A 13614-nucleotide genomic window follows, 5' to 3' on the forward strand; every position below is an offset into this window, starting at 1 on the left:
GTGACTCAACTTTATTCATCAGATTAAGATTGGGCTTTTGCTGCTTCATCGGCACGCTTTTTAATGAAGTATTCCCGCGTTAAACCAAAGACCACAGGGCTTAACAACGCCAAGGCGATTAAGTTAGGAATAGCCATCATGGCGTTTAAGGTATCTGCCAATAACCAGATAAAATCTAATGAGCTAACAGCACCTAGTGGCACGGCTATGGTCCATAGCAATCTAAAAGGTTTTACCGCTTTGATACCAAAGAGATATTGCACACATTTTTCGCTGTAAAAACTCCAGCCAATAATGGTGGTAAAGGCAAAGATAGACAAGGCGATGGCGACGATATAATTACCCAGAGGCAAAGCATGGGAGAAAGCGTATGACGTCAGCGCAGCGCCATTCTCACCTGAGGTCCAAGAGCCTGAAACCACAATGGCCAACCCTGTAATCGAGCAGACCACGATCGTATCGATAAAGGTGCCGAGCATAGCCACTAGCCCCTGCGCCACAGGATTATTGGTTTGTGCCGCAGCATGGGCTATCGGCGCACTACCTAAACCCGCTTCGTTGGAGAATACGCCGCGCGCCACACCAAAACGAATCGCCGCCCACACAGCTGCGCCCGCGAAACCGCCTTGGGCTGCGACAGGATTAAAAGCACTGTGAATAATGAGGGCAAACGCCGCTGGCACATCTTGAATATGCACCACCAATACACCAAGGCCAGCAGTGATATAAAAAATCGTCATAAATGGCACTAACTTACCGGCAACTTCAGCGATTCGCTTAATGCCGCCCATCAATACTGCACCTACAAGCAGCATCATTATCACGCCAGAAATCCAAGCTGGAACGCCGAAGTTACTGCTTAATGCTGCGGCGACTGAGTTGGCTTGTACTGTGTTACCAATACCAAAACCAGCGAGTGATCCAAAAATCGCAAACAATGTGCCCAACCAAGCCCACTTCTTGCCGAGACCATTTTTAATGTAATACATAGGGCCACCGACATGGTTGCCATTGTCGTCGACTTCGCGGAATTTCACCGCCAGCACGGCCTCAGAATACTTAGTCGCCATACCCACTAATGCGGTGCACCACATCCAAAATAAAGCGCCAGGGCCACCGACAAAAATCGCCGTCGCCACACCTGCAATATTACCCGTACCAATGGTGGCTGAAAGGGAAGTCATCAGCGCATTAAACGGGCTCACATCTCCTTTCACATTTTTATCTTTGTCGGGAATACGGCCAGACCAGAGTAACTTAAAGCCTGTGCCTAATTTCAGAATGGGCATTAATCTCAGCCCGAGGGAAAGAAACAAACCAACGCCTAAGATCATCACCAACATAGGTGTGCCCCAGACAAAGCCATTAATCAGGCCAACAAACTCCGTAATCGCTTCCATTCAAACCTCGTGATTGCTTGTTATTGTTATAGTTTGACTGACTATATCGGATTAGGACTTGGCCTAACGTATACGACATATCAAGGAGCCAATCTAACAGTTGCACCTCAGATTACAACGAATAGTTAACAATTGGAAATCTAAATCATCTGCGAATTTATCTGGAATCGATTAGTACACTGAGTCGTTGCCGAGCGGTGAGGTATTGATTTGCAACACAAATAAAAACTCCCCGCAATGATGATGCAGGGAGTCTATCGAGCAGTACGCGGCTGTGTAGAATAGTTAACTTAAGCTGGTTTCCACACTAACTGTGGCAGCGCGGTTAAATCTAACCTGTCGCCGTGGGTCGCTATCGCAGTGGCTTGAGGTTTAGTCTTAGGGTCTTGGTTAATCACATCGACCAATCCATGCTGCGCGTCGGGTTCACCGTGGACTAAAATCAGCGGCGGTTGGCCTTCAAAATGGCGATACCAACGCAATAATTCAGCTTGATCTGCATGGGCAGAAAGCCCGCCCACAGTGTGCAACTTAGCAGCAACTTTAATGCTATTACCATGGATAGTAAGCTCCTTGGCACCATCAACTAAGGCGCGGCCGGGCGTGCCGAGTGCTTGGAAACCACAGATAATCACATCACATTCTGGCCGCCACAGATTATGCTCTAAGTGACTCCGGATACGGCCACCGTTACACATACCGCTACCCGCAATAATGATCAAGCCCTGATGCACATCGTTTAATGCGATAGACTCGTCAGTTGTTTGAATAAATTCTACATTCGACAATAACGGATGTTGCCCCGGATGTTGGCGGGTAAAGCGTTTAAAATCCTCATCCATTAACGGATAATTATTGACGTACACCCGCGTCGCCTCAATCGCCATAGGGCTATCTAGACAGATTTTCCAGCGACCGAGATCCCATTCTTTAGCATATAAATGAAAAAGATATAATAACTCCTGCGCCCGTCCAACCGAGAAAGCGGGCAGCAAGATATTGCCTTGGCTCTCGTTGACTGTCTTAGCAAAAATATCCTTCAACTCGGCAAGGGTATCGGTCCAACTGCGGTGGAAACGATTACCGTAGGTGCTTTCCATTAACACTACATCCGCTGTATCCACTAAGGTCGGATTACGTAAAATCGGCATACCCGCACGGCCAAGATCGCCACTAAAGACGATTTTCTTCTGGGATTTGCCTTCGCCTAACCACAGCTCGACTAAGGCCGAACCTAAAATATGTCCCGCATCTGAGAGGCAAATATCCACATGGGGAATAACCCGAGTGACTTGACCGTATTCCAGCGGCACAAATTGGGTGATGGCCTGTTCGGCATCTTCAACGGTGAACAGTGGCTCTAGAGGGTCAAGATCATGTTTAGCGCGCTTTTTATTGACCCTTTCGGTGTCGCGGGTCTGTAGCATAGCGGCATCTTTAAGCATGATGGCGCACAGTTCTGCCGTGGCTTTATGGGTATAGATAGGCCCATCAAAACCCGCTTTGACTAAGAGAGGTAAACGCCCTGAATGGTCGATATGGGCATGACTGAGCACAACAGCTGAAATAGACTCATGATCGAAGGCGAAGGGCTCATGATTACGCAATTCGTCCGCTTTACCACCTTGGATCAAACCACAATCGAGTAATAAGTATTCATGATCGACCGAGAGTAAATGACATGAGCCGGTCACTTCCTCTGTCGCCCCTAAAAACTGCAGTGTCATTCGCATGGTGTCCCTCCAACGTTTTTACCTTGTATAAAGCTAGACTATGCCCTTATTCCTCAAAGAAAAAGAATTAATTGGTCGCATGCGAGCAATGTCAACTTTCGCCGTAACACTCAAGCATCAATAACCTAATAGCGGGTATAACTCACCTTGGCGCACGGTTTTATCGGCATGAGTTAGGGTGCCATCACGCTGCCATTGAGCGAGCTGAGCTTGAATGATAGGTAGTGCTTCTTTTGCCGTCATCCCCGCCCTAATCTGGTTACTGTAGAGCAATTTCAGCAAAATATAATCGAGCCCAGTGAGTAAGTCCTGCGGGGTTTTATCATTAAAGATGGAGGGGAATACTTTTTCAGAATCATTGGGTAACCCCAGCACTTGGGTGACTTCCTCGACCACACAAGCCACTAACTTACCGTGCATTTTTGCCTGATCAACGGGAATAATCACCCATGCGCGGTCAATTTCACTGTTAGCGTTCAGAGCAAACTTGGCCATACACACTGAGCCATGGACATTCTTCGCCGAACTTGGCCCCATTAAGCGGGTAACTTCACTCTCCCATTGGGATTGACGAGTAAACACTAAGTGCAGATTCGCATCCAAGAGCGTATCCACCAGCTGAATATCATGATCCGTAATCTCGGCTAAGTGCGCTAAGTGCATCTGTACTAATTGGGTGTGCAGCGCCCTGTCGCCCACTTGATGCTCAATAAACACTCGCACCGGAATGCGCCACTTACGCACACGATGCTTATCTTTATCGTATTCATTTTTAAGGGCGACTTCGCTAAAAGCTTGGGTGATATAGGCTGAGTTTTTCCAATCTACTGCGGGACCTAACGCCGGAGCTAATGCCGGAGTTAACGCAGATTGCATTGGAGCAGCGTAAAGCGGACAAGCAGTAGCAAAGAATAAACCTAAGATAAAACACCCACTGCATCCTAAACGCCGCAGACGCGCAAGTAACATAAACCCGTTGCAGTAATCTGTTGATACCTTACACCACGTTTCCATTGGCACTTATTCCGCGACTTGCCGAGGTAACTTAATCGAAATCATAGCAGTGATGCCGATAAAAGCGGTCGAAATCCACAAACAGGCAGCTAAACCATAGGCTTGATACACTAAACCAGACAGCACAGTGCCGACCAAACGCCCCATAGCATTGGCCATATAGTAGAAACCCACATCCAGCGATACCACCTCTTCACTGGCGTAACTTACAATCAAGTAACTGTGCAGCGACGAGTTCACTGCAAACAGGGCACCAAATAACATTAAGCCCAACAACAAACTGGCTTCAGGGTAAAAACTAAACTGTATCGCGCTGGCAATGAGCGCTGGTACAAGGGCCAGCAAACTGGCCCAAATTAACGCGCTGAGACCATCGGGGGCAGTATCAGTTAGCTGACTTTGGGCTTGACGATTGCCCGTGATCTTAGGTGCTAAGGTTTGCACTATGCCATAGCCAATAACCCACACAGCTAAAAAGCCGCCCACCGCCCAATGATCCCAGCCTAATTGGCTGGCCAGATACACGGGCAGCGCCACTACAAACCACACATCTCTGGCGGCAAACAGGAATAATCGTGCCGCCGAGAGAATGTTCACGCTGCGACTCTTAGAGAAAATCTCCGTAAATTTAGGCTTATTCTTGGCTTTACCTAAATCCTTTTTCAGCATCACTAGACTGAGTAACCATACGAGTCCAAGCATGCTCGCCATAGTGGCGATCGCCAGCTCAAATCCAAGTAAGGCACGCAAAACGCCACCGAGGAAAAATCCCGCGCCCTTGAGGGCATTTTTAGAACCCGTTAATAAGGCAACCCACTTATAAAGCTTGCCCCGCTCGCCTTTTGGCACTAGCAGTTTGATCGCGCTTTTGGCGCTCATCTTATTGAGATCTTTAGCAACTCCAGAAAGCGCCTGCGCCGCCATCACCCAAGGCACGCCGGCGAGCCACAAAGGTAAACTCGCCGCCGGCACTAATAACATGGCTAAGGCAAACACTTGCATCCCAAGACCCACGTTCATGGTGCGATTTAACCCTAAACGCGCACCAAGATAGCCGCCCAGTAGATTGGTCACTACGCCAAAAATCTCGTAGAACAAAAACAGCATAGCGATCGCTAGCGGACTGTAGCCAAGGTCGTGAAAATGCAGCACCACTAACATCCGCAGTGCGCCATCGGTTAAGGTAAAACTCCAATAATTGAAAGTGATCAGCAAATATTGCCGCACAGCAGCGGGCAATTGCATTAGTTGATCAAAGTGCTTGGCGGCAGACATTAAGCTCTCCTAGCGAGGCAAATCAAGCTGGCCGACTAAGCGGGCGAGCTCTGCCGTACGGTTGGCGTATCCCCACTCATTGTCGTACCACACGTAAAGTTTTAGCTGAGTGCCATTCACCACCATGGTCGAGAGCGCATCAACAATGCTCGATCGCGGATCGGTTTTGTAATCCACCGACACCAGCGGCCGCTCTTCATAGCCTAAAATCCCCTTAAGCTCACCCTCGGCGGCGGTTTTAAGTAGCGCATTCACTTCCGCTTCGGTAACGGCGCGCTCAAGCTCGAATACACAATCCGTCAGCGAGGCATTAGCCAGTGGTACCCGCACGGCATGACCATTAAGTTTACCCTTAAGCTCTGGGAATATATGAGTAATTGCTGTCGCGCTGCCAGTGGTGGTTGGGATTAAACTCAAACCACAGGCGCGGGCGCGGCGTAAATCTTTATGCGGCGCATCGAGAATGGTTTGGGTGTTAGTAATATCGTGGATAGTCGTCATAGAACCATGCCTAATGCCGATCTGCTCGTGGATCACTTTCACCACAGGCGCAAGACAATTAGTGGTGCAAGAGGCTGCAGTGACGATTGGGTGAATGGCTGGGTCATATAACTGATGGTTCACGCCCATCACCACATTTAACACGCCCTCTTCTTTTACGGGAGCAGTGACAACCACCCGCTTAACACCTTGATCTAAATAGGCTTGTAATAAGACTTTGGTTTTCATCACCCCAGAGGCTTCAATCACTACATCGCATCCCGACCAATCGGTCTCGGCAATGGCTTTATTGCGCGTGGTGCGAATAGTTTTATCTTGGATCTGGATCGCATCGGCATTCGCCGTCACGGGATAACGCCAACGGCCATGGACAGAATCAAACTCGAGTAAATGTGCCAATGTATGGGCGTCGCCTGCGGGATCGTTGATCTGCACAAACTCCACCTCATCCCAGTCCCATGCCGCGCGCAGTGCTAAACGCCCCATACGGCCAAAGCCATTAATGCCGATTTTGATTGCCATGATGATATCCCAATATGTTGTTTTTAAATTTATATTGTTAATTTTTAATATGTTATGAATAAGACGGACTTTTTACTTAAGTGATAACATCGCCATTGCCAACCCTAGTGGATGACAATGGCGCATCTTGTTAACGACGATTATTGCTAGGCCACAAGCAAGTCTTGCTCAACGATAATGGCGGCTAATTTACTCCCTTAGCCATCCTTCAATTTCATCTCGGGTCGGTACTGAGCCGCTGTGGATTAACTCACCATCGATCACGACCGCAGGCGTTTTCATCACTTTAAATTTCAACAGGGTTTGCGGATCTGTGTCCTTTTTCACAATAGCATCCACGCCCATTTCTTCTGATATGTCCGCAATCATCTCGGCGGTTTTACTACATTTAGCGCAACCACTACCTAATACTTTGACTTGTTTCATGTTATTTCCTTAAAGATACGGTGCTGCAAAATTAAAAATCCAACCTACTAACGTAAATGCCGTCAATAGCACAACCAACAGCAGCGCCAACAGGCGCCACTGCATCACTTGTTTGAGTAAAATAAATTCGGGGAAACTGGCAGCCACTGTGCTCATGCAAAACGCTAGCGTAGTACCAATTGGCAGACCGTTCGCCAGCAAACTTTCCATCACAGGAATAATGCCCGTCGCGTTCGAATACAGAGGAATACCGACTAACACTGCCGCAGGCACAGACCACCATTGACCTTGGCCTAAATGGGTTTCAACCCAACCCTCAGGCACAAAACCGTGCAAGGCAGCGCCAAGACCCACGCCGATAATGACCCACTTCCAGACTCGGCCAAAAATCTCAACCGCCTCAGCTTTGGCAAATTGATGCCGTTCAGAAAAAGATAAGACCCGCGCAGCGGTAGAAACGGTATCAGATACCGCCATTTGGCGCCCACGGACGAGAGCTTCGGCGGCGAAGGATTGCAACCAACGTTCGGCTTTCATCGCATCTAACAATAATCCGCCGAGCACACCCACTGTCATGCCCACAACCACATATAGCAAGGTAAATTTCCAGCCGAGTAAACTGATGAGCAGCAGCACGGCGACCTCGTTGATCAAAGGAGAAGTGATCAAAAAGGCCATAGTGATCCCAAGGGGGATTCCGGCCGAGGTAAAACCTAAAAAGACGGGGATACTCGAGCAAGAACAAAAAGGCGTGATGGCACCAAAAATCGATCCCAGCAGATAACCCAAGCCCTTATTCTTACCCGCTAAATAATCGCGGACTCGCTCAACATCTAAGGACGCCCGCAGCAAGGCGATGAGATAAATCATCACCACCAGCAATACAAAAATTTTACTGACATCTTCAACAAAAAAATGCACAGCGCCGCCCAAGGCCGAACCCGCCTCTAAGCCAAACACGCCGTACACTAGCCAAGTCGCAAAATCAGTAAATATTTGGAACATATTGATCCCTAAAGCGCTATTAACTTACATCATGCGATGACTTAGATTAAAACCAGTGCCGCGTGCGATTCGCAAAATACACCAGCGACAACATCACAGGCACCTCAACTAATACTCCAACCACAGTAGCTAAGGCAGCTCCCGAGTGCAGACCAAATAATGAAATGGCTACGGCGACCGCCAGCTCAAAAAAGTTAGAAGAACCTATCATGCTCGCAGGTGCGGCAATCGCATGGGTTAGTTTCAGTTTTAAGGCCAACCAATAGGTTAAAATAAAAATGCCATAACTTTGAATAATCAAAGGAATCGCGATTAACAGTATGTTCTGTGGCTGGGAGATAATGGTTTCAGCCTGAAAACCAAATAACAACACGACAGTGGCTAATAAACCGATCACAGACCAAGGTTTAAGCTTTGTCAGCAACTGCGGCACAGCACTCACATCATGGCGAGCTTCAAGGCGTTTTCGAGTCGCGACACCGGCAATCAAAGGCAGTAACACATAGAGGACCACGGAAAGTAACAGGGTTTCCCATGGCACTTGAATATCGCTCACACCGAGTAATAATGCTGAGAGTGGCGCGAATAGAAACACCATAATGATATCGTTTACAGAGACTTGCACTAAGGTGTAGTTCGGGTCACCTTTCGTCAGTTGACTCCACACAAACACCATTGCAGTACAAGGCGCCACACCGAGCAATATCATTCCCGCGATATATTCACTGGCAGTTTGTGGATCAACCCAGTCGGCAAATAGCAACTTGAAAAATAACCAGCCTAACAATGCCATAGTAAAAGGTTTGACTAACCAGTTGATGATGAGTGTTAACACCAGTCCTTTCGGTGCCTTACCGACATTTTTCACTGCGGAAAAATCAATCTGCACCATCATGGGATAAATCATGATCCAGATAAACAGGGCTATCACTAAGTTAACATGAGCAAATTCTAGCGCAGCAACGGCCGCAAATACGCTAGGTGCAACATTCCCAAATACAACTCCAGCAAGAATACTCAGCCCTACCCAAACACTTAAATAACGCTCAAAAATTCCCATATAAACCTCTTAATCTACTAGCGGGTGGGCTAGTACAATTTGCTGTAATGCTGCCGATAAAATCCTAGGTTCAGCCTTTAAATCAACACGAAGCAAAGCACTTATCCGGCCCTCTAACAATCTGATTATTTTTAAAAATGCCGCCTGTTGGCGTTCAGCGACCTGCTGACTAGGATCAGATAATCCCCAATGCAATTTCGGTGTATTCCCTAGCCATAGAGGGCAAGTTTCGCCCGCCGCACTATCGCAAACTGTGATAACCAAATCAGGCGAGAAATCCGCTAGCGCATCCCAACTTTTACTATTAAGCCCTGCTGTTGAATAACCCTGTTGTTGTAGTTGTTTTAGGGTTATAGGATGGATGTTGCCCGAAGGAGCGCTGCCAGCACTCATGAAGGTCATTGGCAAATCGAATGCCAATTGCCGAGCAATAGCCTCCGCCAAAATGCTTCGACAAGCATTATGTGTGCATAAAAAAAGCACTTTAAAATGAGAGGTTAAACCATCATGCTCTATCACTGTCATTACGGACTCCAATGCAGTAGGTTTCAAAATTTATACTAGCAACACGCTTTTGCACGCTCAGGCCGACCGCCCATTTGACAGAGATTACGCACGTTCTCCTGCAAAAAGCTGTCGTTATCATCACAGGTTTGGCCAAGTACCTGCTGGCACCAAGGTGCGATCTCAGCATTGATCCGATAAAACACCCATTGACCTTGACGCCTATCGACCAACAAGCCAGCCTTTTTCAACTGGGCTAAGTGGCGCGAGACCTTAGGCTGACTCTCAGACAGTGAAGCCATCAGCTCACACACACATAATTCACCTTCACGCTGGATTAGCAGTAGGCATTTAAGCCGAGTCTCATCGGCAAGGGCCTTAAAAAAGGCGACAGGTTGCATGAAATAGCCCCTATACAAATCGAACAAATATATGAATAAAAGTATATATGAAAAAACATATATATCTAGTCGCTATCATCAAAATAAACTCTGTATATAACCCATTTAAATTTAAGAAAGGTGTTTTTTGAACCAGATCACATCAGCACAATCGATATGAAAACCATTAATTGCAAATGATAATGGTTGCCATTAAAATCCGTACTAAGCTAAAAGTTATGGTGCAATATGTTGTTTTCTCTCCTCTACCACATCATCAAACCAAAGCTCTGTAATCATAAAAACATTAGATAATTGCCAAACTCCGGAGCCAATCCATATGTCTACTAAAGACATTTTTCGTGTATCCCTTATTCAAATCGCCATCTTAAGCGTGCTTACTCAAACAGTTTATGCCGAAGAATCCACGCCTAATATCGAACACCTCGAAGTCAAAGGTATCCGCCAACCATTTCGGGGGGATGTGCCACTGAAAGCTCAGCCGCAGGCGGTAGAAAGCCTGTCGATGGAGCAAATTAGCGATGCGGGTATATCGACGCTGATGGATGCGTTGGATTTATCAAGCTCAGTCAATCGCCAAAATAATTTTGGTGGTATGTGGGATAGTTTCGCCGTGCGCGGCTTTGTGGGCGATGAAAACGTCCCCTCGGGTTATCTAGTTAATGGTTATGATGCGGGACGTGGTTTTGGTGGTACCCGTGATACTGCGAACGTAGAAAGTATCGAGATCATGAAAGGCCCAGGTTCTGCTCTTTATGGCCGCGCAGAACCCGGTGGCACCATTAATATCATCACCAAAAAACCTAAATTTTCCCAAGAAGGCTATCTGCAAGCCAGTGCCGGTCGCTGGGATAATTACCGTCTTGAGGGGGATTATACTAACGCCATTACCGACGATTTAGCCTTTAGGGTTAACGGTGCGATTGAAGACAAGGGTAGTTTCCGCAATCCCGTTAATTCGGAAAAACGTGTTTTAACCCCTTCTTTGCTTTGGGTAGCCAGCGATACCACGCGTCTAAGCTATGAACTGGAATATGCAAACCAAAAAGTCCCCTTCGACCGCGGGATTGTGGCTATCGACGGCGATATTAAAGCCTTACCCATTGATAGATATCTAGGTGAGGCCAGCGATGGTGCGACCCAAATAGATTTGTTAGCCCACCAATTTACCTTAGAACATGACTTTGCTGATTGGAGTTTGTTATCGGGTATTAGCTACCGCGACACAGGACTTGAAGGCTACTCAAGCGATCCAGAGTTGGTAAAAAGTCGTCAAATGCTCAACATCGACGGTGAAACCCTAAGCCGTCAACATAACTACCGTAACTTCACCTCAACTGACTTATCGGGCCGCGTTGAGCTAAGCGGCAAAGTCGAGACCGGCGATATTAGCCACCACCTTCTCATTGGCGCAGACGGTTATCACTTCCATTTCGACAAATATTGGGAGCGCTTCCGCCCAGCCGCTGGCGATACCACTTACAGTATCAATGTTTACAATCCAGTCTATGGACAAATTGCGCCCGAAGGCGCCTTGCTCTACAACCAAGTAGAGACTCAGGATAACTATGGGATCTATCTTCAGGACCAACTCGATCTCAGCGAAAAATGGAAGCTCACCTTAGGTGGCCGCTTTGACAGTTTCGAGCAAAGCATTGAAAACCATAAAAACCAGACAGAATCCAATCAAACCCAAAATGTCTTTAGTCCAAGAGCCGGTATCGTTTACGAATGGCAACCTTGGTTAAGCCTCTATGGCAGTTACTCTGAAGGTTTTCGCCCTAACACAGGTTCTGATTCTCGCGGTGTCGCATTCGAACCCGAAGAGAGTAAATCCTATGAGCTAGGTACTAAGTTTGAGTTAGAAAATCTGACAGGCTCTATCGCCCTCTTCCGCGCCGAAAAGAGTAATGTGCTAACTGCAGACCCTGTGAATTCAGGTTTTTCAGCGGCACTAGGTAAAGCCGATAGCCAAGGGATTGAGCTGGATTTGGCTGCCTACCTAACAGCCAATACTCAGCTGTTGCTATCCTACGCTTATACCGATGCCAAGACGGCTAACGATATTCTCAACGCAGATTGGGGCGTGAGCATTCCCGAAGGCAGTCGTTTAATCAACATTCCAAAACACAATGGTCATCTCACGCTAAAACATGATACTTCATTGTTTGGTTCCGATGCCTCCGCGGGAGCGACATTGCTTTATGTGGGCGATCGCTTAGGTGAAACCATTGATCCAAACTACATACTGCCGGCATATACCTTAGTGAACCTATTTAGCACCTACGCGTTAAATCAGGATCTTAGCCTGCAATTTAATATCACTAACCTGTTCGACGAAGTTTACTATCAAAGCTCTTATTCATCGATGTGGACTATGCCTGGCGAGCCACGCAGCTACAAAGTCAGCGTGCGTTATAATTTCTAAGCACTGCTGATCCGTTTCCAATAAAAAAGCCCCGGAATCTTCCTGGGGCTTTTTACTCGGGCTCAATTATAAACCCCGCTGCCATTCCTGCCTTAAGGGAATGCTGCGCGGCGCGTTAATCGCCTGCTCGACCTGTGCCAGCAATTTGGCCTTGTCCTTACCTAATACTCCTTTTAACACAAGATAGTTAGAGGCATGATCGGATCTAAATATCGTCTGCTCTAATTCCAAATGATCCAATAAGGTGTGCATTTCTTGGAACAAGCCCATTTGATCCGGCAACTGAAATTGCCCGCCAAATACCGCATCCATTCGCTCAGTGCCTAGCGGTAAAGTGACTACCAATGTGGATAAATAATCGGGCTGGGCAGCATTCATCAACTTGGCCGAGTTGATGGCATGTTGCTGCGATAATGCCACGCCACCTAAGCCATTGAGGATCATCACAGATGACTTCATCCCAGCCGCGCGGATTTTAAGCAGTGCCGCTAAGGATGATTCGAAGGTTTCGCCCTTTTGGATTTTGGCGAGCACTTCGTCATCACCACTTTCGCAACCCACATAGAGTAAAGACAACCCGAGTTCGCGCAGACGTGCGAGTTGCTCTGGGGTTTTATTATTCAGATTGCGCGGCAAACAATAACTGCTGATGCGAGTCACCTGCGGCAAGTGGCGGTTGATCAGCTCACAAATCGCTTCGAGGCGCGCAAAGGGCAAACTCATGGCATCGCCATCGGCCAAAAATACCCGAGAAACGGGGACGCCAGACTGAGCAACGGCCAGAATATCCTGCTCAACCTTGTCAAGCTTTTGTGCCCTAAAGGCTTTTTGCGGTTGGGTATACATGTCGCAAAAGCTGCACTGGTTCCAACTGCAACCATTAGTCACTTGCAGTATCAATGACTTCCATTCAGATGGCGGTCTAAATACTGGCTCAATATAGTTAATCAACACTGCAAGCTCCTAATAATTGGTCTCACGGTTAAACAATGATTTGGTAATAGGTTTCCACATGGAACGACTCTACCAATTCGGGCATCACTTGGTGGAAATAATGTTGAATCGCATCTTTAGCGCAGTGCTCATCGAAGGCGGCGATATCAACAAACTTCTCTACAAACGTCACGCGGCGCGGTTCATCACGGCTCACATTGAGTTCGTAACGAATACAACCCGCTTCGCGGCGCGTGTCAGGAATAAGGCTCGCAAGCGCGGCGATGAGCGCTTCAGTTTTGCCCTCTTTAGCCAGAAAACTTGCCACGCAGGCAATTTGTTGTTGATTGATTTTATAGTCCGTTGCAGTCGTCATTTCGGTTCCTTAATTGGCTTAATTTGGATGCTTACA

The 13614-nt window shown here is 47.4% G+C and carries 13 protein-coding genes; 1 reads left to right on the top strand and 12 read right to left on the bottom strand.

Features of this window, described 5'->3' with window-relative positions; all coding sequences use genetic code 11:
* Positions 1–23: 23 nt before the first annotated feature.
* From AYJ58_RS00205 to AYJ58_RS00250, 10 genes are all read right to left on the bottom strand, one after another.
* Positions 24–1400: an alanine/glycine:cation symporter family protein gene (locus tag AYJ58_RS00205; RefSeq protein WP_106648242.1), complete on the bottom strand. Its 1377-nt coding sequence runs from the start codon at positions 1398–1400 to the stop codon at positions 24–26.
* A gap of 290 nt (positions 1401–1690) precedes the next feature.
* Positions 1691–3133 carry an MBL fold metallo-hydrolase RNA specificity domain-containing protein gene (locus tag AYJ58_RS00210; RefSeq protein WP_106648243.1) on the bottom strand — a complete coding sequence of 481 codons (1443 nt, stop codon included), beginning with the start codon at positions 3131–3133 and terminating at the stop codon, positions 1691–1693.
* 117 nt (positions 3134–3250) lie between these two features.
* Positions 3251–4147 carry a DUF2927 domain-containing protein gene (locus AYJ58_RS00215; RefSeq protein ID WP_232790843.1) on the bottom strand — a complete coding sequence of 299 codons (897 nt, stop codon included), beginning with the start codon at positions 4145–4147 and terminating at the stop codon, positions 3251–3253.
* Positions 4148–4153: 6 nt separating this feature from the next.
* Positions 4154–5422, bottom strand: a complete 1269-nt coding sequence (gene arsJ / locus AYJ58_RS00220; protein WP_106648245.1) for an organoarsenical effux MFS transporter ArsJ — start codon at positions 5420–5422, stop codon at positions 4154–4156.
* A gap of 9 nt (positions 5423–5431) precedes the next feature.
* Entirely contained in the window at positions 5432–6445 is a 1014-nt protein-coding gene (locus AYJ58_RS00225; protein ID WP_106648246.1) for an ArsJ-associated glyceraldehyde-3-phosphate dehydrogenase, read from the bottom strand.
* Between the two features lie 189 nt (positions 6446–6634).
* Positions 6635–6871, bottom strand: coding sequence for a thioredoxin family protein (locus AYJ58_RS00230; RefSeq protein ID WP_106648247.1), 237 nt, complete (start codon positions 6869–6871; stop codon positions 6635–6637).
* Positions 6872–6880: 9 nt separating this feature from the next.
* The gene (locus tag AYJ58_RS00235) at positions 6881–7876 is read right to left on the bottom strand and encodes a permease (protein ID WP_106648248.1); all 996 of its coding nucleotides are present in this window, start codon (positions 7874–7876) and stop codon (positions 6881–6883) included.
* A 46-nt stretch (positions 7877–7922) separates the two neighbouring features.
* Positions 7923–8936 carry an ACR3 family arsenite efflux transporter gene (gene arsB / locus AYJ58_RS00240; RefSeq protein WP_106648249.1) on the bottom strand — a complete coding sequence of 338 codons (1014 nt, stop codon included), beginning with the start codon at positions 8934–8936 and terminating at the stop codon, positions 7923–7925.
* Positions 8937–8945: 9 nt separating this feature from the next.
* Positions 8946–9461, bottom strand: a complete 516-nt coding sequence (locus AYJ58_RS00245) for an arsenate reductase ArsC (RefSeq protein ID WP_106648250.1) — start codon at positions 9459–9461, stop codon at positions 8946–8948.
* A 35-nt stretch (positions 9462–9496) separates the two neighbouring features.
* A complete protein-coding gene (locus tag AYJ58_RS00250) occupies positions 9497–9841 on the bottom strand; it encodes a metalloregulator ArsR/SmtB family transcription factor (RefSeq protein ID WP_106648251.1) in 345 nt (114 codons plus the stop codon).
* A gap of 319 nt (positions 9842–10160) precedes the next feature.
* On the opposite strand from AYJ58_RS00250, the gene AYJ58_RS00255 reads away from it, so the two are divergent.
* Positions 10161–12269: a TonB-dependent siderophore receptor gene (locus AYJ58_RS00255; RefSeq protein WP_106648252.1), complete on the top strand. Its 2109-nt coding sequence runs from the start codon at positions 10161–10163 to the stop codon at positions 12267–12269.
* A 66-nt stretch (positions 12270–12335) separates the two neighbouring features.
* Here AYJ58_RS00255 and AYJ58_RS00260 read toward each other — a convergent pair whose 3' ends face one another.
* Both AYJ58_RS00260 and AYJ58_RS00265 read right to left on the bottom strand, forming a co-directional pair.
* On the bottom strand, positions 12336–13223 hold the full coding sequence (locus AYJ58_RS00260; RefSeq protein ID WP_106648253.1) for a radical SAM protein: 888 nt from the start codon (positions 13221–13223) through the stop codon (positions 12336–12338).
* Between the two features lie 28 nt (positions 13224–13251).
* Complete coding sequence (locus AYJ58_RS00265) at positions 13252–13578, bottom strand: putative quinol monooxygenase (protein ID WP_106648254.1); 327 nt, start codon at positions 13576–13578, stop codon at positions 13252–13254.
* Positions 13579–13614: the final 36 nt, after the last annotated feature.

Origin of the sequence: Shewanella sp. Pdp11, assembly GCF_002838165.1 — a bacterium.
Taxonomy (GTDB): Bacteria; Pseudomonadota; Gammaproteobacteria; order Enterobacterales; family Shewanellaceae; genus Shewanella; species Shewanella hafniensis.